Annotated in this window: 21 protein-coding genes and 1 tRNA gene; 11 read left to right on the top strand and 11 right to left on the bottom strand. The window is 71.8% G+C overall.

Translation table 11 applies throughout. The features are described from left to right. Positions 1–18 precede the first annotated feature (18 nt). The 3 genes from ACGFI9_RS09995 to ACGFI9_RS09985 all read left to right on the top strand — a co-directional run bounded on the left by ACGFI9_RS09995 (position 19) and on the right by ACGFI9_RS09985 (position 2,022). Positions 19–573 carry an RNA polymerase sigma factor gene (locus tag ACGFI9_RS09995; RefSeq protein ID WP_393177858.1) on the top strand — a complete coding sequence of 185 codons (555 nt, stop codon included), beginning with the start codon at positions 19–21 and terminating at the stop codon, positions 571–573. After that, positions 566–1,285 (top strand): hypothetical protein, encoded by a 720-nt coding sequence (locus ACGFI9_RS09990; protein WP_393177076.1) that lies wholly within the window; start codon positions 566–568, stop codon positions 1,283–1,285. Before ACGFI9_RS09995 ends, ACGFI9_RS09990 begins: the two co-directional genes overlap by 8 nt. A gap of 230 nt (positions 1,286–1,515) precedes the next feature. Further along, positions 1,516–2,022 carry a hypothetical protein gene (locus ACGFI9_RS09985; protein WP_393177074.1) on the top strand — a complete coding sequence of 169 codons (507 nt, stop codon included), beginning with the start codon at positions 1,516–1,518 and terminating at the stop codon, positions 2,020–2,022. A gap of 50 nt (positions 2,023–2,072) precedes the next feature. Here the strand turns inward: ACGFI9_RS09985 and ACGFI9_RS09980 are convergent, their stop codons facing one another. After that, a complete protein-coding gene (locus tag ACGFI9_RS09980) occupies positions 2,073–2,405 on the bottom strand; it encodes a putative quinol monooxygenase (RefSeq protein ID WP_393177072.1) in 333 nt (110 codons plus the stop codon). A gap of 233 nt (positions 2,406–2,638) precedes the next feature. Between ACGFI9_RS09980 and ACGFI9_RS09975 the strand changes: the two genes are divergently transcribed. Then, entirely contained in the window at positions 2,639–3,580 is a 942-nt protein-coding gene (locus ACGFI9_RS09975) for an acetyltransferase (protein ID WP_393177070.1), read from the top strand. A 51-nt stretch (positions 3,581–3,631) separates the two neighbouring features. Here ACGFI9_RS09975 and ACGFI9_RS09970 read toward each other — a convergent pair whose 3' ends face one another. After that, on the bottom strand, positions 3,632–4,600 hold the full coding sequence (locus ACGFI9_RS09970; RefSeq protein WP_393177068.1) for a hypothetical protein: 969 nt from the start codon (positions 4,598–4,600) through the stop codon (positions 3,632–3,634). A gap of 159 nt (positions 4,601–4,759) precedes the next feature. On the opposite strand from ACGFI9_RS09970, the gene ACGFI9_RS09965 reads away from it, so the two are divergent. Continuing rightward, a complete protein-coding gene (locus ACGFI9_RS09965) occupies positions 4,760–5,068 on the top strand; it encodes a DUF1330 domain-containing protein (RefSeq protein WP_393177066.1) in 309 nt (102 codons plus the stop codon). A gap of 227 nt (positions 5,069–5,295) precedes the next feature. Then, positions 5,296–6,543, top strand: coding sequence for a hypothetical protein (locus ACGFI9_RS09960; RefSeq protein ID WP_393177064.1), 1,248 nt, complete (start codon positions 5,296–5,298; stop codon positions 6,541–6,543). A gap of 61 nt (positions 6,544–6,604) precedes the next feature. Here ACGFI9_RS09960 and ACGFI9_RS09955 read toward each other — a convergent pair whose 3' ends face one another. Both ACGFI9_RS09955 and ACGFI9_RS09950 read right to left on the bottom strand, forming a co-directional pair. Beyond that, positions 6,605–7,924, bottom strand: a complete 1,320-nt coding sequence (locus ACGFI9_RS09955; protein WP_393177062.1) for a TIGR04013 family B12-binding domain/radical SAM domain-containing protein — start codon at positions 7,922–7,924, stop codon at positions 6,605–6,607. Positions 7,925–7,981: 57 nt separating this feature from the next. Next, positions 7,982–8,728 (bottom strand): N-acetyltransferase, encoded by a 747-nt coding sequence (locus ACGFI9_RS09950; RefSeq protein WP_393177060.1) that lies wholly within the window; start codon positions 8,726–8,728, stop codon positions 7,982–7,984. Positions 8,729–8,853: 125 nt separating this feature from the next. Here ACGFI9_RS09950 and ACGFI9_RS09945 point away from each other — a divergent pair. Continuing rightward, positions 8,854–8,926 (top strand) — tRNA-Phe (locus ACGFI9_RS09945). 1 nt (position 8,927) lies between these two features. Continuing rightward, the gene (locus ACGFI9_RS09940) at positions 8,928–11,201 is read left to right on the top strand and encodes a hypothetical protein (protein WP_393177058.1); all 2,274 of its coding nucleotides are present in this window, start codon (positions 8,928–8,930) and stop codon (positions 11,199–11,201) included. 58 nt (positions 11,202–11,259) lie between these two features. Here ACGFI9_RS09940 and ACGFI9_RS09935 read toward each other — a convergent pair whose 3' ends face one another. Both ACGFI9_RS09935 and ACGFI9_RS09930 read right to left on the bottom strand, forming a co-directional pair. After that, positions 11,260–11,715 (bottom strand): DUF6069 family protein, encoded by a 456-nt coding sequence (locus ACGFI9_RS09935; RefSeq protein WP_393177056.1) that lies wholly within the window; start codon positions 11,713–11,715, stop codon positions 11,260–11,262. 298 nt (positions 11,716–12,013) lie between these two features. Then, the gene (locus ACGFI9_RS09930) at positions 12,014–13,015 is read right to left on the bottom strand and encodes an RNA polymerase subunit sigma-70 (RefSeq protein WP_393177053.1); all 1,002 of its coding nucleotides are present in this window, start codon (positions 13,013–13,015) and stop codon (positions 12,014–12,016) included. A 217-nt stretch (positions 13,016–13,232) separates the two neighbouring features. Between ACGFI9_RS09930 and ACGFI9_RS09925 the strand changes: the two genes are divergently transcribed. Continuing rightward, positions 13,233–13,655 carry an acyl-CoA thioesterase gene (locus tag ACGFI9_RS09925; RefSeq protein WP_393177051.1) on the top strand — a complete coding sequence of 141 codons (423 nt, stop codon included), beginning with the start codon at positions 13,233–13,235 and terminating at the stop codon, positions 13,653–13,655. A gap of 222 nt (positions 13,656–13,877) precedes the next feature. After that, a complete protein-coding gene (locus ACGFI9_RS09920; RefSeq protein ID WP_393177049.1) occupies positions 13,878–14,165 on the top strand; it encodes a DUF1905 domain-containing protein in 288 nt (95 codons plus the stop codon). Positions 14,166–14,233: 68 nt separating this feature from the next. Here the strand turns inward: ACGFI9_RS09920 and ACGFI9_RS09915 are convergent, their stop codons facing one another. The 5 genes from ACGFI9_RS09915 to ACGFI9_RS09895 all read right to left on the bottom strand — a co-directional run bounded on the left by ACGFI9_RS09915 (position 14,234) and on the right by ACGFI9_RS09895 (position 20,209). Beyond that, positions 14,234–15,427 (bottom strand): epoxide hydrolase family protein, encoded by a 1,194-nt coding sequence (locus ACGFI9_RS09915; protein ID WP_393177047.1) that lies wholly within the window; start codon positions 15,425–15,427, stop codon positions 14,234–14,236. A 144-nt stretch (positions 15,428–15,571) separates the two neighbouring features. Next, positions 15,572–16,972 carry a dihydrolipoyl dehydrogenase gene (gene lpdA / locus ACGFI9_RS09910; RefSeq protein WP_393177045.1) on the bottom strand — a complete coding sequence of 467 codons (1,401 nt, stop codon included), beginning with the start codon at positions 16,970–16,972 and terminating at the stop codon, positions 15,572–15,574. A 106-nt stretch (positions 16,973–17,078) separates the two neighbouring features. Next, the gene (locus ACGFI9_RS09905) at positions 17,079–17,921 is read right to left on the bottom strand and encodes an SAM-dependent methyltransferase (RefSeq protein ID WP_393177043.1); all 843 of its coding nucleotides are present in this window, start codon (positions 17,919–17,921) and stop codon (positions 17,079–17,081) included. A gap of 63 nt (positions 17,922–17,984) precedes the next feature. Further along, positions 17,985–19,613: an acyl-CoA dehydrogenase family protein gene (locus tag ACGFI9_RS09900; RefSeq protein ID WP_393177041.1), complete on the bottom strand. Its 1,629-nt coding sequence runs from the start codon at positions 19,611–19,613 to the stop codon at positions 17,985–17,987. Then, positions 19,610–20,209 carry a TetR/AcrR family transcriptional regulator gene (locus ACGFI9_RS09895; protein WP_393177039.1) on the bottom strand — a complete coding sequence of 200 codons (600 nt, stop codon included), beginning with the start codon at positions 20,207–20,209 and terminating at the stop codon, positions 19,610–19,612. Before ACGFI9_RS09895 ends, ACGFI9_RS09900 begins: the two co-directional genes overlap by 4 nt. 230 nt (positions 20,210–20,439) lie before the next feature. Between ACGFI9_RS09895 and ACGFI9_RS09890 the strand changes: the two genes are divergently transcribed. Continuing rightward, positions 20,440–21,258 carry a basic amino acid ABC transporter substrate-binding protein gene (locus ACGFI9_RS09890; RefSeq protein WP_393177037.1) on the top strand — a complete coding sequence of 273 codons (819 nt, stop codon included), beginning with the start codon at positions 20,440–20,442 and terminating at the stop codon, positions 21,256–21,258. The last annotated feature ends 72 nt before the right edge of the window (positions 21,259–21,330 follow it).

Raw genomic sequence — 21,330 nt, 5'->3', positions numbered from 1 at the left:
GCCGACCGGAGGTTTCCCCTGGACGACGAAGAGCTTGTCACCCGCGCGCGGGCCGGTGACCTGGAGGCGTACGACCTCCTGGTCGCCCGGCACACCGCGTCCGCGTACCGGACCGCGGTGCTGCTCGGCGCCGGACCGGACGCGGAGGACGTCATCCAGGAGGCGTTCGTGAAGGGATACCGCAACCTCTCCCGCTACCGCGCGGAGTCCTCCTTCCGATCGTGGCTGCTCGCCATCGTCGCCAATGAGACCCGGAACCTGCACCGCTCGCGTACCCGCCGGGACGGGCTGGTCCTGCGGGCCGCGGCGGCGAACCCGGAGTCGGAGTTCGCCGAGGACGACGCGGTCGCGGCCGTCCTCGCCGCCGAGCGCCGGGCCGCGCTGGTGCAGGCGCTGCGCCGGCTACCGGTGAAGGACCGCGAGGTGATCGTCTGCCGGTTCTTCCTCGACCTCAGCGAGGACGAGACCGTGACCACGCTGGGGCTGCCCCGGGGCACGGTGAAGTCGCGGACGTACCGGGCGTTGGCGAAGCTGCGCGGACTGCTCGACCGCGAGGTGGTGCACCGTGGATGACCTCGAGCGGGAACTGCGCGACCTCTCCGCGTGGCTGGAGACGCCCGCCGCCCCGGACATCACCGCGCGGGTACGCGCCCGCCTGACCGCCCCGGCGGCCCGGCGACGCCGCTGGCGCTACTGGCTGGCCGGGGCGCTCGCCGCGCTGCTCGTCGCGGTGCTGCCGCCGGGACGGGCCGCCCTCGCCGACGCCGTCGCGGGACTGCTGCGCTTCTCCGGGATCGTCATCGGTACGTCGCCCGCGCCGGTGCTGCCCTCCGGCACCCCGTCGCCGTTGCCGCAGCAGCGGCCCGCCGACCTGCACGAGGCACAGCGGAAGGTACGTTTCCCCATCCGGGTGCCGGCGAAGCTGGGTCCGCCCGAGCAGGTGCTGATCGCCGACGCGGACGGTATCGGCAGCTACCGGGTGGCCACGCTGCTCTACCGGGGCGGGGCGCTGCGCCTCGACGCCTTCGACGGTCAGCTCGACCCCGTCTTCCAGAAGCAGGCGGCCGGGCCGGATGTGGAGTGGGTCCAGGTCGACGGCGACTTCGCCCTCTGGATCGGCCGCCCCCACGCCCTGGCGTACGTCGATCGTGGCGGCACGGTTCGGGTGGAGACCGCGCGGCTCGCCGGCGCGACCCTGATCTGGCAGGAGGCGGGGGTGAGCTACCGGCTGGAGGGCGACCTCAGCCGGGACGATGCGATCAGGATCGCCGACTCGCTGGACTAGGGCCTGTGTCAAAGCCCCTGGCCGGCCTGCGGCGGGCCCAGACGACGACCGGCTGCGTTGGAGCTCCGTCCGGATACAACACCGGTATCCAGACGAATCTCCGCCTTGCCGGACGCCGCCTGGACTCCGCCTCGGCTCGACCGAGGACTTTGACACAGGCCCTAGTGGAACCGGGCGGCCCCGGCCGGTGTCCCTGCTGGTGAGGGACATCGTCGGATCGGGGGTGCCAGATGCGTTCAGCGGGCAGGGCGGTGCTGGTGTCGGCGGTGCTGCTGGCCGGGTGCACGACCGCGAGCCGGCCAGCCACACCCGTCGGGGGCGTGGCCACCACAGCGAGCGCCGCGACGGGCTGCAACTCGCGGATCGAGACGGGGTCGCTGCCGGACTGGGCCGACGCCGGGTTCAGCGGGGACGCCCGGATCCCGCACGTCTTCGGCGCGAAGGGCGAGATCGTCGCGGTGTTGTTCGCTCACCCGCTCACGCACAACAGAACCGACGGGGCGAACAACAAGATCCTCTGGGTGCCCCGCCCCGCCACCGCGTCACCCGACCCGACGGCACCGGCCACCCTGGTCATCACGGCGACGCTCGACGGCACGGACACGCGGGCCACCCGGGAGGTCACCGGCGGCCCCGGCCCGTCGATCATCGACCTGCCGCAGGCCGGCTGCTGGCATCTCGTGCTGTCCTGGTCCGGACGCACCGACACCATGGACCTCCGCTACGCCGAGGGCTGACGGCGGTGCCCCATGACGGCATGAGGGCGTACGCCGACTCCGCGCCGCCCTCAGCGGCTCTCCGGGACCGCCATCTCGCCGAGCTGCGACCAGTCCTGCTGCGGCACGGTCACGTTCACGATCCGGGGCGTCTCGGCCAGGTGCGGCGGCAGGGTGCGCTGCGCCTCACGGAAATGGTCCGACTGCACGTGGGCCGCGCCGGCCTCGTCGTCCCGGAAGGCCTCGACCAGCACGTACTCGGTCGGGTCGTCGAGGCTGCGGGACCAGTCGAACCAGAGGCAGCCCGGCTCTGCGCGGGTGGCCTCGGTGAACGCGGCGGCGATCTGCGGCCACCGGTCGGCGTGCTCCGGCAGGACGCGGAACTTGGCGGTAATGAAGATCATGCGCTCCAGGCTACCGAGCCGGCCGGTGGCCGTCAGCGGCATGAGGTGCACGCCGACGTCGGCGGGCGACCACGATGGCGCGGCTTGCCGCGGCCGGACGCGTTGGGTATGTTCCGGGACGCGCCGACGAGCTGGAAGGAGGTCAGAACAATGTCCGATGTTCTGCGCCCCCTCCGCGTCCTGGCGTCCACGCGGATCTGACCCGGGGCGTCTGCCTCCCGGAGGATCGACCCATGACCGACGTGGTCATCCGCCCGCTCGTCGCGGGCGAGGAAAGTCTGTTCGACTCCATGCCCGATCCGCTACCCCAACTACGCCAGGTCAGCTACGCCGACGGAATCGCCGGCGGCGGCTACCGGCCCGAGCGCACCTGGGTCGCCCTGCGCGCCGGCCGCGTCGTCGGCCGGGCGGCCTGGCTGCTCCCGCCGGGAGCCGTCGGCGCGCCATGGCTGGAGCGGTTCGATCTGGACGCCGAGCCAGAGGTCGGCGCGGCCCTGCTGCGCGCGGCCCACGAGGCGCTCGGTGGTCCGCAGAAGTATTACGCCGCCATGCCGGCGCACTGGCGACGCCGGCCAGAGGTGCTGGCCGTGATGGAGGCGCCGATGGCGGCCGCCCGGCTGGCCGGGCTGGTCGAACGCCGGGAGCGGGTGCGGTGCACCTGGACGGGTACGCCGCTGCCGGCGACCTCCGGGCGGTACACCTTCCGTCCGGCGGCCGACGCGGCGGAGATCAACACCCTGGTTGCCCGCGTCGCGGAGCCCGACGTGCTGACCGGCATGGAACTGGCGCGGGCGGTCGGCGGAGTGGACCTGGCCACCGACCCGCTGGCCTGGCTGACCGGCCCCGCCGGCAACTGGCGCATCGCGATGCACGCCGGCAAGCCGGTCGGCCTGGCGGGAACGGCCGGCAACGCCTGCTACCCGCTGCTGGCCTACCTCGGCCTGTTCGACGAGGCCGTCCGGGGAGAGTTGATCGCCGAGGCGGTCAGCGTGCTGGCCGCCGGCGGCGCGAGGGAGGTGGTGGCCGACGTGGACGCCCACCGCGTGGCAGTGGTGGCGGAACTGGAACGCACCGGGTTCCGGCAGGTGCGGGCCCGAGTCCTGTTCGAGCCGGTCGCCGATCCGCCGTTCGACACGGCGGCCGCTGCCGGCCGCGGAGCCGAACGGGCCGGCTAGCAGCGCACGGTGCGCCCCGGCCGTGCCCGGGGCGCACCGGCGACCGTCCGGTCAGCTCTTCGTGACCGGGCTGAGCAACTCCGAGGCCCGGCGGTCGGCGAACGCGGTGACCGCCTGCTGACCGGCCCCGAAGACGATCGCCACGCCCAGCAGGGCGGCCGTGCTGTTCACCGTGGTCTCGACCAGGCCGCCGATCACCAGCATGATCCCGACGACCGCGACCAGCGGACCGATGGCCAGCTTCAGCAGCCCCTGCTGGAACGGCAGCTTGTACGGCAGGCCGCCGGAGCGGGACGTGATCATCGAGGGGAGCGCGCTGATGAACGCGCCGAGCGCGCCGGCGATCAGGACGAAGAACAGCAGCCGCCACGCCGGCACCCCGGCCGCGTCGGTCGGCGGCTTGAGGAGCTGGACGTCCCGGCTGCTCCACTGCACCAGCACCATCAGCGTCTCGGCGACCAGCGCGAAGACGGACAGGCCCAGCATCCGGTTGCGCAGCCGGCGTACGGACTCGTTGAACTCGTCCGACTCGACGTGGAAGCGCAGCAGCAGGGCCTGCACCTTGGCCCGCAGCAACGTGGGCTGGGTCGGGTCGGCCTGCGGGTCGAACGCGGTCAGCACCTTGTCGTCGCTGGGCAGGTAGCGCCCGGCCGCCGCCTGGTACGCGGGCAGCAGCCCGAGCAGCTCCTCCGGCGTACGCAGCTCCACCATGGCCCGCTCCACCGCGTGGATCGTCTGCCAGGCGTACTCGACGTTGCCGCCGCGCAGCCACTCGACCACGTTGCTCCGCCGGAGGACGGGCTCCACCCTGGACAGCTGTGCCCGAAGCTCAGCCACCCGTTCGGCGTTCGCCGTGTCGCGGGCCGCCAAGCCGCCCAGCTGTCGGTGGAGGTCGTCGAGCTTGGTGCGCACCCGCACCTGCCACACGGCTCCGGGAACGGTCGTGATCGTACCCGTGGTGGGCTCCGGAGCCGTCTCGCTGCCGGTGCCGGCGGGTGGGGCGGTGATGTCGGTGGACATGAGCGGCCCTCCAGTCGTCGGGAGTCTCCGACCTGGGCGAAAGCGCCTGTCTCCAAAGTATCCGCAGGTCAGGGCCGTTGCGACAGGCCGGGCGGGCGCTTTGACAGATTGACGACCGCCCGGCCCCACCGCTTGTTTACCCGCTAGTAACATGAGCCGGTGACCGTATACGCCCTCGCGCAGATCGCCATCCATGACCGCCGGCGCTACGACCGGTACGTGGCCGCCTTCATGCCCGTCCTCACCCGCTACCGGGGACGCCTGCTCGCCGCCGACGACGCGCCCCGGGTGGTGGAGGGCGACTGGCCCTACCAGAAGGTGATCCTCATGGCCTTCGACAGCCGGGAGGACTTCGAGCGCTGGTCCACCTCGCCGGACTACCGGGAGATCTCCCGCGACCGGGAGGCCGCCACCGACGGCGTCGTGCTGCTGGTGGACGGTGTCCCCGCGCCCCGCTCGGCTGGTTGACGGCAGCCCCCGGGTCCGGTGTGGACGTAGGGCGATCGCGGCCGCCGTCCGACGTCGAGGATGGTCGGTGCCGCGTCGGGTCGTGACGACGTTTCATAACTAAGCGTCAAGCTCATGTCACTGTCAGCTACCCAGCTAATGCGGTGACTTGCCGTGCCTCCATCAACACACTGCGAAACGACCGGTCACTCCACGCTTGCTTCCCCGACCGCAGGAGGTCACGACCGATGATCGATTCGCAGCAATCCCGACGGCGCGCGCTGCTGCGCGGCGCCCTCGCCGTAACCGGCGCGGCCGTCCTGGCCGTCTCGTCGCTGGCCGGCATCGCGTCCGCGAACGAGCCGGCCAAGCCCGTCGCACCCGGTGCCGGGCCGTCCGGCCCGGTGCCCGCCGGGTTCGCCAGCTGGGCGGAGCTCATCTCCGTTCAGGACAAGCTCAACCAGGCCGCCACCCGGATCACGGCGGTCAAGGGCGACGGCTTCGCGGGCATCGTCGCCGCCCCGGAGAACCGCGAGTTGCGCGTGTACTGGAAGGGCACCGCCGGCACCTCGGTCCGGGCGCTGGTCCGCGAGCTGAACCGCACCGTGCCGGTCCGGCTGCTGCCGGCCCGCTACTCCGAGGCCGACCTGGCCGCGACCGCCCGGAAGCTGGCCACCGTGCCCGACGTCGCCTCGGTCGTACCGCAGGTCGACGGCAGCGGCGTGCAGGTCGTCGCCACGGAGGCCAAGCTCGCCAAGGTCAAGGCCACCCCCGCGGTGCGGGACTCGGCCGCGGTGGTGTCCGTCGTCGCCGGCGACGCCCCGGTGGCGACCTACGACCGGCAGGCCGACATCCCCAACTACTACGGCGGCGGCCGGTTCTGGTCGCCGGTCGGCGGGTGCAGCACCGGCTTCGCCATCAACACCGCGGGGACCGTACGGATGCTCACCGCCGGGCACTGCGGGGAGAACGGGCAGGCCGTCACCACCGGTGCCGGGGTCAACATGGGCACGATCTCGAACAAGATCACCTGCACCGACATCGAGATCATCAACACCGGGTCCTGGGGCCGGGTCTTCACCGGCGGTCCCTACTCCGGCACCAGCGTCCCCATCGGTGGCGCGGCGAGCAGCTTCGTCGGCAACTACGTCGTCACCAGCGGCGCCACCAGCGGCGAGCACAGCAACATCCAGGTCACCGCGGTCAACCTCTACCTCGGCGTCAACGGCATCCCGTGCAGCACGGTCGGCCCGCTGGTGCAGGCCCGCCAGCTCAACGGCACCTGCGCCGTCGCCCCCGGTGACAGCGGCGGTCCGGTGATCGCCTACCGCACCGACGGGAAGGCGAACGCCCTCGGCACCATGACCGCCGGCGCCGTGGCGGTCGCCAACAACCTGTGTCCCGGCACGATCTACACGCCCGGCTACAACTACGTCTACTACATCCCGATCGGCACCTCGCTCGGGGCGTACGGCGCCAGCATCGTCACCAGCTGACGCCCACCGCACCACGGCCAGCGCCCCGGCTGCTCAGCCGGGGCGCTCGTCGCCCACGGGTTCAGGAACACTCCGTCCGCAGCGGGAGGATGGTGCGGCTGCGGCCCGGACGGGGGTACGCCTCGGCCGCCGCGGCCAGCCGGGCCGCGTGGTCCCGCTGCTTCTGCCAGTGCCCGTACAGCGCCCCCCGCTGCGACAGCCGGTCGACCTCGCTGATCGTCTCCGGGTCCACGTCACCGGGCGGCGCGTCCCGCCATGGAGTACCCGGTAGCGGCATGAACGTGTGGGCGTGGATGCGCGCGCCCAGGTCGGCCAGCTCGCGCGCCAGCCGCAGCGACGCGTCCACGTCGCCCTGGTCCTCACCCGGCATCCCGAAGATCATGTCCACGTTGATCCGGAAGCCCTCCTCGACGCCGAGGCGGACCGCGCGCTTCACCTCCTCGACGCCGTGCCCGCGCTTGGCGGCGTCGAGGACCCGGTCCGACCCGGACTGGGCGCCCACGATGATGTTGTTGTTCGCGCAGTACTTCTTCACCAGCTGTAGCGCCTCCCGGGAGACGTGCTCGGGCCGGATCTCACTGGGGAACGAGCCGAAGAAGACCCGCCCCTCCGGGCCGATCCCGTCCCGGCACGTGGCGAGGAGCTCCTCGACCGCGTCCAGGTTCGCCTCGTCCCCGGACGCGCCGTAGGACAGCGCGGTGGGGGTGATGAACCGGACGTCGCGCAGCCCGCGCCGGCGCATCGCGTCGACGTGCCAGCGGACGTTCTCCACGCTGCGGTGCCGGAATCGCGCCGAGAACATGAACGGCGTCTGGCAGAACCGGCAGGAGAAGACGCACCCGCGGGTGATCTCCAGGGCGTTGAACCGGTCCCAGCGCAGCGAGAAACCCCGGAAGTCGTCCAGCGGCCGCCGCTGCGGGCGTCCGGTCCGCACCACCGCGCCGGTCGCGTCCCGGTACGCCAGGCCGCTGATGCCGGTCGGATCGCCGACGGCGTCGACCAGGCTCAGCAGCGTCGTCTCGCCCTCGCCGACGGCCGCGATGTCCCACCCGGCGTCCAGGGTCTGCACCGGTTCGGCGGTGGCGTGCACCCCGCCCGCGACGTGCGCCACGTTCGGCGCGTCCGCGAGGTCGCGGATCTGCGCCAGTTCCCGGGCCAGCGCCTCGGCGTCGGGGGAGTAGAACGACCACAGCACCAGCACCCGGGTCGCCGTGGCCGACGCCTCCCGGATGTGCGCGGCGGTCGCCTCCGGGGTCTCGCCGAAGCGCACCTCGTAGCGGGTGCTGGTCTCGTGGGTCTCCAGCGCGCCGAGCAGCACGTGCAGGCCGTACGTGACCGCCTTGCGGTAGCGCAGCACCAGCACCAGCTCGGGAGCATCCATGGCGGCGATTGTGCCAGCCGGCCCGCCGCGGACCCAGCGGGCGGCCGGCGGGGCCGCTTAGAGGCGGTGCCGCACCCAGACGTTCGGCTCGACGTAGACGGCGTAGTCGTGCGCCACGTCGCACAGCACCGGCACCAGGGCGCCCGGCACGTGCACCGGCCCGCTGGTGTCGAACGGCAGCCCGGTCCAGCTACGCCATTCCGCGAGCGTGCCGGTGATGGTCATCGACCGGGTCGCCACCCGCTCGATGACGCCACCGGCCCGTACGTGCACCCGCAGCCACGGGTCGACCGGCAGGCCGTCCTCGCGGACCCGCGCCGCGTACTCGGCCGTCGGCAGGTCGGGCTGGCTGTGCTTGCCGCTCGGTCGGACCGGCGCGACGAGGGTGTCGAGGCCCCGCTTGGCGACCGCCTCCCGCATCGCGTCCAGCATCAGCGCGGACACCCCGCCACCGCGGCGGTCGGGGCGGATGCAGATCTCCAGCGCCGACACCATCGTCGGCTTCCGCCCGACGTGCCGGTCGACGGTGGCCCGTTGGATCATCTTGTCCCAGCCGGTCTCGGGCAGCTCCGGCTCCGTCCAGTGCACCGGTACGGCGTACCCGCGGGCCACCGCACGCCCCGGCTCGGCCGGATCGATCGCGGCGAACACCAGGTCCGGGTAGAGGTCGTCGGCGACCGCGTAGTACACCGGGCTGATCACGTCCTGGATCATGAAGGTCGGCCAGGCGCCGTCGAAGTCGCCGTTGGTCAGCAGCGGGGCGAGGTCGGGACGGTCCGCCAGGCTCACGATCTCGAGGGTCACGGCCGGGACGGTAGCCCGTCGCAGCCCCGCACCGCACGTCATATTCAGCGGACCCGGGCCGTCCCCTGGGCGCGCGCTGATCTCGGATGCGTGTTCGCGGCGGTGGTCGTAGAGTCTGCCGCCATCGACGTGTAGCTCAGCCAGTAGAGCACCGGGCTGAAATCCCGGAGGGCGCGGGGGCGGAACCCGCCACGTCGGCGTGAACGACAATCACCTGCGCGTGAACCCCGGCTACCCGCTCGGCCAGCTGGCGCGCGCCTTCACCACCGCGCAGACGCACGAGGACGCCGACACCCGGGAGCGGGCCGACCTGCGGGCGCAGCGGTGGCGGCTGGTCCTCGACGGAATGGCCGACGGGCGGCTGGACATCGGTTCCCGTACCCCGGTTGCCGGCCTGCCGGCATGGGCGACACCCGTGGTGATCCAGGGTGGTTTCGCGACCGGCGAGCCCGCTGCGAGCGGACCGTTGCGGCCCGACGAGATCGAGCGGTCGCAGCGGCTCGGCGTGCCGGCTGACCGCCGGGCCCTGTTCGGTTCGTGGCTGACCGACGCGGGCCTGGCGGAGCTGGGCCACCTGCTCGACAGTGGCCGCTACCGCCTGGAGCACGCCGAGGAGGCGGCGTTGCCGGTGGTGGCGTGGTTGCTGCGTACCGGGCACCGCGACAGCGCCTTGGCGGTGCTGGAGGAAATCGCGCCGTACGCGGACCGGCTGCGTTTCACCCCCGCGCCCAATGACCAGATCGCCGGTGACCCTGACGTCGTGTACCGGCAGACCGCGGGCGACGCCCGGGCGGCGCTCGCGGCGCGGCAGCCGAACGAACAGATCGAGGCGATGCGTGAGGCGTTGACGGTGTGGAATCCGTTCGCCGACGACCTGCTCGCCCTGTGGTGCGAAACGGAGCAGGCCGGCCGGATCGGTGCGGCCACCCCGGGTGACTGGCTGCGCCGGGCCGCGCAGCTTCTCGACCGCTATCAGCACCTCGCGGCCACGAACACCCGGTGCACCAAGCATCGCCGCCGCACGAGCAACATCGGTGTCCTGCGGAACGCTCTGGAGCGGCGGGTGGCGGGCGAGGAGTTGACACCGCGCGAGCGCGGCCTGGTGGACAGCGTCGTGAAGGCGATGCTGCGTAAGCGCGGCCGTCCCGGCAGCCCCGCGCACACCGCCGTACGCGAGGAGCAGGCCCGCGAGGCCGCCCGGCCGACCCATCACCAGCTGGCAGGGTTGGTGGCGACCCGGCTTGGTGCCCTGCCACAGGGCACCGGGATCAGCGACGTCGAGTGGGTGCTGCGCCCGGTCGAGGCCGACGAGGCCGAGCGCAGCGACCTGCCGGCCGGCTGGCTGATCCCCGCCCCGATCGTTCGCGTCGTCGCCCGGGCCACCGCCGGCACCCTGGAGCAGCTGATCGGCCGTGGCGTGATCGGCTCGGCGGAGGTGCTGGCCCGGCTCACCCCGCGCCTGGCTGCCGCGACCGCAACCTCGGCGTACCCGGACGCGGCGCTGCGCACGCTGATGGACGTGACCTACCAGGCGTTCCGCAACCGCCGCTCGCTCCTGCTGCTCAACCTGCAGCACCAGGTGCGCCTGGCCGAACTGCCCTGGGTGAAGGCGGTCGACTTCGCGCGGGTGGACACCAGCGACGCCCGCCGCCAGGCGCATCGCGCCCTCCGGCGGCTCGCCGCCGCGGCCGTCGGCGGGTTCCCGGCGACTGTGCTGCCCAACCCCCTCATCGCTGAGCTGTCGACGCTGTCCCGGCAGGCCGGACTGGACCTGCCCTGGGTCGAGGAGCTCGCCGCCGACATCTTCATGGGAACGTTCTCCGCGAAGTTCCTCCAGGCCGCCAAGGTCGCCGGCCGCTGGCTGACCGACAGCATCTACGCCCGGTACTACGACATCGACTACCCGGCGGTCGTCGGGATCGACGACACCGGCAAGCGACGGTTCCGGCGCGTACGGACCTCGGACGCCTTCGACCGGCTGTGCCGGGACCGGGCGGGGGCCCGCCACGGCCGGTCCTGGTTCAACGTCGCCGCGAACGGCATCATCATCGAGCAGGCGCAGATCCTGACCACGCACAACCTGGCCACGATCGCCGAACTGGGGGTGGACCTGGCCTGGCGAGAGCTGGCCGGGCACAGCCTGGACAGCGCGCTGCGTCTGGTCGCGCGCGTCCACGGCAATCCACGCCCGCTCGCGACGGTCAAGAACACCGCGTACGCCTGGCGGCAGATGCTGTTCTTCCTCTCGCTGTCAACGCCCGCCGAGCAGGCATCCTTCGCCCAGTACGCCGAGCACCGGCTGGCCGACCAGCCGGCAACCGTGCGGGTGCGGATGTCGCCGGCGGTGGCAGGGCTCGCACACGTGATCGAGGGTGGCACCTTCGACCCTGACGGCAGGGCCGGCGTGGGGCGGCGGCTGCTCGGCTGGACCACGGAGGAGCACTGGATGCTGGGTCATGACCCGCTCGACTAACCGTCGATACTGCGCTCGCGCACGCCCTTGCGCCGCGCGTTGTCCCGTTGCGGGATCGTCAATCGGTCCGGGTGCGGAGACTCCGCGTCAGGGTGGGGATCATCACCGCCGCAGGGACGAGGTGTAGCCCGAGGAGGGCGGTGGTGGTGGCGGTGTTTGCCCCGGAGAGGAGGGGCAGGACCAACGAGATCGCGGTCAGCGACACCGCCGTCCACACGAATCGCTCGGCGGGGCGAGCGCTCCAACGACGAAGAGCGACGGCAATGACGATGCCCACGACCGAGAAGAAGCCGGTCACCACGGCGAACCCGGGCAACGGAATCGTCTCGCCACCATCGGGGACCTCGAAGTCGACGCCAACGGCTTGGGCAAGCGCAGCGGCGAGGGTGGTGGCCACCATCGCTGCGAGCGTGGCAATGAAGCCGGTGCCGGCGAGCCCGCGGAGTCGGTGGGTGTGGCTGGTCTGGCCCGATGCCGGGCCTGTGACGACCCCGGTGTCATTCATGCTGTTCATGTCGTTCCTCCATCCTTCGGTAACTGGCGTACGGGGTGTGTTGACTGGCATGTGACGGTCCTGGCCCTGGGCGTGGCGATGCGCACCCTCGCCGTGCGACGGCCGGGGTTCCGCAGGGCGCGGACGCCGGTGCCGCGGAGCCAGAACCCGGCGTCGCGTCCGAGGATCGGCCCGGGCTCGCCGTCGCGCAGCTCCAACTGCACCCGCCCGCGGGTGACGACGCCGAACGCGTCGCGCCACTCCGCCGCGACCACGGCGACACGCGCGCCACCGCGCAGCGCGAGCGTCCACACCGGGACTACTCCGTGCCGTCCGCCGGCAGGCGCTCCGGCAGCCCGAGCGGCGGGAACCGGTCGTCGTGGAATATGAAGATCTCGGTGATCGCCCCGCCGGTGATGCGCAGGACGTCGATCGTCAGCGGCAGGTACGCGCGCTCCCGCTCCCGCCAGAGGTAGAAGGCGACGGCGGGCTGCCGGTTCACGGAGGTCGGGACGGCGCGCAGACCCGTCATGCCCTCGAAACCGTCCTCGATCCAGCTGTTCACGACCGTGTCGCGGCCGACGTACAGGCCCGGGGTGGGCGGCATCGAGCACCGGACGTCGTCCCGCAGCATTGCGGCGAGCGCCGGGATGTCGGTGGCCACGCTCGCGTCGGTGAAGCGGCGTACCAGCTCGCGCGTCCCGGCGTCCTCCTCCCCGCCGGTCCAGTCCTGCCGCTCGGCGGGCAGGTGCTCCCGCATGCCGGCGCGGGCCCGCTGCAGCGCGCTGTTCACGGAGTTGACGGAGTCCCCGAGGAGCTCTGCGACGTCCTTCGCCGGCCAGCCGAGCACGTCCCGCAGGATCAGCACGGCCCGCGGGCGCGGCGCGAGGTGCTGGACTGCGACCAGGTACGCCAGCTCGATCGTCTCCCGCGCGACGGCGACGGTCTCCGGCTCGTCCGCGTCGCCCGCGGGCAGCTCGTCGAGCAGCCGGTCCGCGTAGGGCTGCAGCCACCGCACCTCGCCGCCGGTCGCAGGCTCCGGGCGGCACTTGGCGAGCAGGTCCAGGCAGGCGTTGGTGGCGATCCGGTACAGCCAGGCCCGGAACGTCGACCGTCCCTCGAAGGTCTCCCGCCGCCGCCAGGCACGGAGGAACGTCTCCTGCACGGTGTCCTCGGCGTCCTCGAACGACCCGAGCATCCGGTAGCAGTGCACGTGCAGTTCCCGCCGGTGCCGCTCCGCCAGCCCCGAGAACGCCGGCTCGTCGACCTCGCCCAGACCGCTCACGCCCAGCTCCTCCAGCCGCCCGTCCGCACTCATCACGTCATCCTTCCGCCTCGTCGTGTCCCGTCCTAGGTGTGACGGGTGCGGGCGCGACAACTCATCACCAGGGTCGGCTGATCCAGTGACGGATCCGGTGGCGGAGCACGACGCGCGGTACGGCGAGGAGGGCGCGGGTGCGCGTGATTTCCTGCACCAGCGCGGTGCCGCCCGCCACATCTGATCTTCCGGACCGGTCCCGCTGGTTACGCTCAGCCCCATGGCAGATCCGTTCCGGGTACGCATCACCGTCCGCGGCTACGAGCTCGACACCCAGGGCCACCTGAACCAGGCCGTCTACCTGCAGTACAGCGAGCATGCCCGGTGGGAGTGCCTGCGTGCCGCCGGGATCTCGCAGGACCGGCTCATCGCCAGCGGCGTGGGCCCGGTCGCCCTGGAGGTCACCGTCCGGTACCTGCGGGAGTTGCGGGGCGGTGACGAGGTGGATGTGACCTGCGAGTTCCGCTGGGGCGAGGGCAAGACCTTCCAGATCGTGCAGGACTTCACCCGCCCGGACGGCACCCAGGTCGCGACGGTGACCGGGGTGGGTGGGCTGCTGGATCTGTCCTCCCGGCGGTTGGTGCCCGACCCGCGGGTGCGGTTTCGGCAATTGGCCGGCGATCTCGGTCCGCTGAATCTCTGACCGCTGGCCGTGCCGTCAGTCGAGGCACCAGGGTCACCAGCCGCCGCCCGCCCACATCCAGACGTGGCGCTGTCGGCTCGGGTCCGGGTGTGACGGTTGCATGCGGCATCCTTCTGTCGGCGCCAGTGCATGGCGGCGCGGTCAGGGGAGTGTCGTCGAAGATCATTGATCTTCGCAACCCGGAAATCTGGGCACCCGGCGGGCGGCTCCTATCCTGAGCCGATGATGCTGGAGTTCACCGGTGAGATGTGGTTCTGGAAGGGCCCGGCGCCCTGGCACTTCGTCACCGTGCCCGACGAGCAGTGCGGTGAACTGGAGGCGGCCGCCGCGTTGGTGACCTACGGCTGGGGCATGATCCCGGTGACGGCGCGGATCGGCGGCACCGGCTGGCAGACGTCGCTGTGGCCGAAGGACGGCCGGTACATCGTGCCGGTGAAGGCGTCGGTGCGGAAGGCTGAAGGGCTCGAGGTCGGCGAGCCGGTCAGGGTTCGCCTGACCGTGGGGTCCTGAGCCGAACGTCCGCCTCGACCCCGCCTCGACAAGGGAGCCAGGAGGGGCAGGCGCGAACCGGAGCGAGCTCAGGATTTCCGGAGCGGCCGGAACGCGGCCCGCACCTCGGTGGAGAAGAGCTCCGGCTCCTCCCAGGCGGCGAAGTGGCCACCCCTGTCGACCTCGTTGAAGTACGCGAGGCCGGGGTAGACCGCCTCGGCCCAGCTGCGCGGGGCAGCCCAGAGCTCGCCGGGGAACGTCGTGAAGCCGACCGGAACTCGGACCGGCGGAGGAGCCTGGCCGGACGCGGCGGCTGCGGCCCGGAACCGTCCGAATTCCCAGTACCACCGGGCGGCCGAGGTGCCGGTGCCCGTCAGCCAGTACAGCGTGATGTTGTCGACGATGCTGTCCCGGGTGAGGCCGCCCACGGGTTTGCCTTCGACCAACGCGCGGGAGATCTTGTAGTAGCTGTCCGTGTCGTGGTCGAGCATCCAGGCCGCCAGCCCGACGGGTGAATCCAGCAGGGAGTAGCCGATCGTCTGCGGCCGGGTGGACTGCTCCAGGAAATAGCCGAAGCCGTCCATCATGAACGTGTTGAGCGCGTCGAGCGCCGCGCGTTCCTGCTCGGACTCCGCCGGCAGTTGGTCCTTGAGGGCGATCGCCCCGGAGAGCAGGTTGAGGTGGATGCCGAGCAACCCCTCGGGTCCTTGGCGACCCATCGCGTCCGTGACATTGGCGCCCACGTCGCCGCCCTGGGCGACGTAGCGCGGATAGCCGAGGCGGCCCATCAGCTCCGCCCATGCGCGCGCCATGCGGTTGGAATCCCAACCGAGCTTGGTCGGCTCGCCGGAGAAGCCGTAGCCGGGCAAGGACGGCAGCACCAGGTGGGACGCGTCCTCGGGGGTGCCGCCGTGCGCGGCCGGGTCGGTGAGCGGGCCGACGACCCCGAGCAGCTCGACGACCGAGCCTGGCCAGCCGTGCGTCATGATCAGCGGCAGGGCGTTCTCGTGCTGCGACCGTACGTGGATGAAGTGGATCTCGACGCCGTCGATGTCGGTCGTGTACTGCGGCAGGGCGTTCAACTTCGCCTCGAACGCGCGCCAGTCGTGATCGGTCGTCCAGTAGCGGGCCAGCTCCTGGACCGTCGCCAGTTGCACGCCCTGGGAGCGATCGGTGACCAGCTCTCGGCTGGGCCAGCGCGTGGCCGCGATCCGGCGGTGCATGTCGGCGATCGCTTCTTCCGGTGTGTCGAGCCGGAAGGGACGGATTTCGTCGTTTGACATGCTCTCCACCTGGCGGGTCGGGTCGACCGGCGCCGGGGCACCGGCGAGGCTGGCACGCACCCAGTCTCGCACCGGCCCGGCGACCGGCGGACCGAAACTCGGTTTCGCAGATGGGTACGCGGATCAGCTCGGCACCCGGATGAGCTACATGTTGATCATGTGTCCGGCGAGCCCGTGCAGGGCGTCCTTGACGGCCTCGCTGAGCGTCGGGTGCGCGTGCACGTTGCGTGCCAGCTCGTGCACGGTGAGATCCCACTGCTGCGCCAGCGTCAGCTCGGGCAGCAGCTCGGTCACGTCCGGCCCGATCAGGTGCCCACCGAGCAGCTCGCCGTACTTGGCGTCGCTGATCAGCTTGACGAAGCCCACCGTGTCGCCCAGGCCGTGCGCCTTCCCGTTCGCGCTGAACGGGAACTTCGCCACCCGTACGTCGTGACCCCGCTCCCGGGCCTGCGCCTCCGTCAGCCCGAAGCTCGCGACCTGCGGCTGGCAGTACGTCGCCCGCGGGATCATGGGGTAGTTCAGCTCCATGGTCTCCGCGCCCGCGATCGTCTCGGCGGCGACGATGCCCATCGCCTCGGCGGTGTGCGCGAGCATCAGCTTCGCGGTCACGTCGCCGATCGCGAACAGGTGCGGCACACTTGTCCGGCACCGGCCGTCGACGTCGATCGCGCCTCGGTCGGTGAGCCGGACCCCGGTGTTCTCCAGGCCGTAGCCGTCGACCCGCGGCGTGAACCCGATGGCCTGGAGCACCTTGTCGGCCTCCAGCACCCGCTGCTCGCCGTCCTTCGACACGGTCACCCGGACCCGGTCGCCGCTGTCGTCGATCGACTCCACGCGGGTCGAGGTGAGCACCTCGATGCCGAGCCGTCGGTAGCGGCGGGCCAGCTCGGCGGAGACCTCCTCGTCCTCCAGCGGCAGCATCCGGTCGAGGAACTCGACGATCGTGACCCGTACCCCGTAATTGTGCAGGACGTACGCGAACTCCACGCCGATCGCGCCGGCTCCGGCGATGACGATGCTCTCCGGCAGTTCCGGGGAGAGGATCTGCTGCTCGTACGTCACGACCCGGTCGCTGAGCGAGGTGCCCGGCAGCAGCCGGGTGGTCGCCCCGGTGGCGATGATGCACTGGTCGAAGGTGACCGTCTCCCTGCCGCCGTCGTTGCGCGCCACCGCCAGGGTGTGCGGGTCGGTGAAGCTGGCCCGTCCCTCGTACTCGGTGATCGCGTTCTTCTTCATCAGGTAGCGGACGCCCTTGGCGCGTCCGTCCGCGACCTTGCGGCTCCGGTCGAAGGCCGCCCGGTAGTCGAAACGGACCCGACCGTCGACCTGGATGCCGTACGTCTTCGCCTCGTGGGTGAAGAGGTGGGCGAGTTCGGCGTTGCGCAGCAGGGCCTTGGACGGGATGCAGCCGACGTTCAGGCAAACCCCGCCCCAGTACCGCTCCTCGATGATGGCCGTCGACAGCCCGAGCTGTGCCGCGCGGATCGCGGCGACATAGCCGCCCGGACCGGCGCCGAGCACCACCACGTCAAAGTGTGCAGACATAGGCTGATCCAACGCCTCGCCCGCATGCGTTGTCGATGGCGGCGGGCGGGGTGTGGCCACCGTCTCCGTCGGCTGACCAGCGTGCGGAGCCGGTGGAGCGGCCGGATCAGGGCTTGCGGGCGATTGCCGCGTACATCGACGCGTGGGCCGCCGGCAGGCGCTGCTCCGGCGCGTCGTCCGGCCGCCACTCGGTCACCGGGCTGATGCCCGGCTCGACGAACTCCAGACCGTCGAAGAACCCGCCGAACTCGTCCCGGCTCCGGAACGCCATGTCGATCATGCTGGTGGTGGTGACCGGCGCCGCGGTCGCCGCGATGTCCCGGGGCACCAGGTCGATGGTCGCGTGGGAGACCACCAGGTAGCTGCCCGACGGCAGCGCGTCCACCAGCCGCCGGGTGATCGCGTACGGGTCGTCGGCGTCGGTGAGGAAGTGCAGGATCGCCACCAGCATCAGCCCGACCGGCCGGTCGAAGTCGATCGTCGCGCGGACGTCGGGGTGGGCGAGGATCCGCTCCGGCTCCCGCAGGTCCGCGTCGACGTACGCGGTGGCGCCCTCCGGTGTGCTGCTGAGCAGGGCCCGCGCGTGCGCGAGCACGATCGGGTCGTTGTCGACGTACACCACCCGCGACTCCGGGGCGACGCCCTGCGCGACCTCGTGCATGTTCGGGCTGGTCGGGATGCCCGTGCCGATGTCCAGGAACTGCCGGATCCCGGCGGTCCCGGCCAGGTAGCGGGTGGCCCGGTGCATGAACCGGCGGTTCTCGATCACCGTGGTCCGGATCGCCGGGTACGCCTCGGCGACCGCGTCACCGGAGCGCCGGTCGGCCGCGAAGTTGTCCTTGCCGCCGAGCCAGTAGTCGTAGCGGCGAGCCGGATGCGGCACGGACGGGTCGATCCGCGACGACGGCTGTTCCGGCACGGGGCGTACGCCTGACGTGGTCTCGGCCACCGCGGCCTCCCTGTCCATAGTGGGCATGTCCGCCGATCCTAACGGGCAGACGCGTTCGCCGGGTCAGCCCACCTTCGGGGCGGCGCGGGAGATGATTGCGGCGAAGTCGACGCCGCCGGGCAGGGTGCCGAAGGCGTGGCCGTGGTCGCCGCCGAGCCGGGAGGCGCAGAAGGCGTCGGCGACGGCGGGGTGGCCGTGCCGCACCAGCAGCGAGCCCTGCAGGACCAGGGCGAGTCGCTCGACGACGCGGCGGGCCCGGGGTTCGAGGTCGTCGTGGTCGGACAGGTCGGCCTGTACCTGGCGCAGCGCGGCGTCCAGCCGCGCGTCGGCGCCGGCGGCGGCGGTCACCTCGGCGCGGAACGCCTCCATGACCTGGGGTTCCCTGGCGATGGCGCGCAGTACGTCCAGCGCGGCGACGTTGCCGGAGCCCTCCCAGATCGAGTTCAGCGGCGACTCACGGAACAGCCGCGGCATGCCGGACTCCTCGACGTAGCCGTTGCCGCCCAGGCATTCCAGGGCCTCGGCGGCGTGCGCCGGCCAGCGCTTGCAGACCCAGTACTTGCCCACGGCGAGGGCGAGCCGTTTGAAGGCGGTCTCGTCGGCGTCGCCGCGGGCGGACCGGTCGGTCGCTCCGGCGAGCCGCATCATGAGGACGGTGGCGGCCTCCGACTCGACCGCGAGGTCGGCGAGCACGTTGCGCATCAGCGGCTGGTCGACGAGGTACCGGTCGAAGGCCCGCCGGTGGGTGGCGTGGTGGACGGCGGTGAGCACGCCCTGGCGCATGCCGGCCGCCGCGCCGATGACACAGTCCAGGCGGGTGAGGTTGACCATGTCGATGATGGTGCGTACGCCTCGGCCCTCGTCCCCGACGCGCCAGGCGGTGGCGTGCTCGTACTCGATTTCGGCGGAGGCGTTGGACCGGTTGCCGAGCTTGTCCTTGAGGCGCATCAGGCGCATCGGGTTGCGGGCGCCGTCGGGCAGGACGCGCGGGACGAGGAAGCAGGTGAGCCCGCCCGGCGCCTGGGCGAGGGTGAGGAAGAGGTCGCACATCGGCGCCGAGGTGAACCACTTGTGCCCGAGGAGCCGGTAGGTGCCGTCCGGCTCGGGGCGGGCGGTGGTGGTGTTGGCGCGTACGTCCGAGCCGCCCTGCTTCTCCGTCATCGACATGCCGGCCAGCAGTCCCTGCTTGCCCAGCGGCGCCCGCAGACCGAAGTCGTAGGTCGTGGCGGTGAGCAGCGGTTCGTACCGCGCGGCCAGGTCCGGGTTGTGCCGGAGCGCCGGCACGGCAGCGTAGGTCATCGAGATCGGGCAGCCGTGCCCGGCGTCGGGGCGCCAGGTGTAGAACTTGGCCGCCCGCGCGACGTGCGCGCCGGGCCGGTCGTCGGCCCACGGCGCGGCGTGCAGGCCGTGGGTGACCGCGGTCCGCATCAGTTCGTGCCAGGCCGGGTGGAACTCCACCTCGTCGACGCGGTGGCCGTAGCGGTCGTGGGTGCGCAGGACCGGCGGGTGTTCGTTGGCCAGCCGCCCGTGCTCGATCGCCTGCTCGCTGCCGCCGAGCCGGCCGAGCTCGTGCAGTTCGGCGGCGGCCCAGCCGGCGCCCTCGCGGTCGAGCGCGTCCAGCAGTGCCGGGTCGTCCGCGGCGTCGTAGCCGACCAGCGGGGGAACCTGGTTGAAGACCTCGTGTGTCGTCACGGCGATACTCCAAGCGCGCGGTGGATGAAGGTGACCAGGCTGGGGATGGTGTCCGGGCCGGCGACCCCGGCGGCCAGCGGACCGACCATGGCCTCGGCCAGGGCGCCGACCAGGGCGGTGGCGCTCAGCTCCGGGTCCTGCGGGGGCAGTTCGCCGGTGGCCACGCCCGCCACGACGTAGCCGGCGATCAGTTCGGCGTACGCGCGGCGGAAGACGAGCCGTTCGGCGTCGACGGCGGGGTCGACCGGCTCGGCGAGCAGGGCGTACGCCAGCCGCGGGGACTGCAGGGCACGGCCGGCGAACGTCTCGACGACGGCGGACACCTGCGCGGCGGCGCTGGTCCGCGCCGCTGCGGCACGCGCGACCGCGTCCACCTCCCGTTGGGAGGCGGTGCGGAAGACCTCGGCGAACAGGTTGGCCTTGGTGGGGAAGTGGCGGTAGACGCTGCCGGTGGCGACGCCGGCCCGTTCGGCCACGGCGGCGACGGAGCAGCCGGCGTACCCGTGCCCGGCCATGATCTCCAGGGCGGCGGCGATGATCCGTTCCCGGGAGGCGCTCAGCCGGGCTCTCACCCGCTCGGTGCTCCGGTACGCCACGCAAGAAGTGAACCATCATTCAATCCTTGGGGCAAGGTGGTGGCGACCCCGGTGCCGCGTCCGGTTGCGCGCCCGATGCCGGTTTACCGGAGCGGAAACGGTCACAGCTTGACGAAGCGTCCCTGGTGATCTTGGTGGGGCTCCGCAGATCAGGTACCGTCCGCTGTCACACCGTCTTTGCACCACCCCTGGCTGCCCGTCACACCGGGGTCGAACGGAGGGACACTGCCGTGAAGTTCCAGAGCGCAGTCCGCAAGGCTGGCGTCGTCGTGGCGATCGCCGCCCTCGCGGCGAGCGCCGGATGCGCCAAGAAGGACGAGGGCGAGGTCCAGGCGAGCGGGGTCAAGCTCATCGAGAAGGGCAAGCTGACCGTCTGCACCCACCTGCCGTACGCGCCGTTCCAGTCCAAGGACGCCAGCGGCAAGGTGATCGGGTTCGACGTCGACGTCATGGACCTGGTCGCCAAGGACCTGGGCGTCGAGCAGAAGATCGTCGACACGCCGTTCGAGGGCATCAAGTCCGGCCAGGACCTGAACACCGGCAAGTGCGACGCGGCGGCCGCCGGCATGACCATCACCGAAGAGCGGCAGAAGGTCATGGACTTCTCCGACCCGTACTTCGACGCGACCCAGGCCCTGCTCGTCAAGACCGGCAAGCCGTACAAGTCGCTCGACGACCTCAAGGGCAAGAAGGTCGGCGTCCAGGCCGCGACCACCGGCCGTGACTACGCCAAGAAGTTCGAGCAGGAGAAGGGCCTGCAGCTCGTCGAGTTCGAGGACCTCGCCGCCGAGCAGCAGGCGCTGGCCAACGGCCAGATCGAAGCCGCCATCAACGACCTGCCGGTCTGGACCGAGTACATCAAGGAGCACCCGGGCGGGTTCGAGGTGACCGCCGAGTTCGACACCGGCGAGCAGTACGGCTTCTCGGTGAAGAAGGGCGGCAACCCGGAGCTGCTCAAGAAGATCAACGAGGTGCTCGCCAAGGCCAAGCAGGACGGCACCTACGACACGGTCTACGAGAAGTGGATCGGCAAGAAGCCGAACGCCTGATTCCCGGCCGGAGGGCGCGCCCGCGGGGCGCGCCCTCCGCGTTGACCCCTCCGCACAGTCCAAGGAGCGTCG

This window comes from Micromonospora sp. NPDC048930, from assembly GCF_043197935.1.
Lineage (GTDB): Bacteria > Actinomycetota > Actinomycetes > Mycobacteriales > Micromonosporaceae > Micromonospora.
Note: the sequence above shows the minus strand (reverse complement) of the source record. Positions and strands in the feature narration are given on the sequence as shown.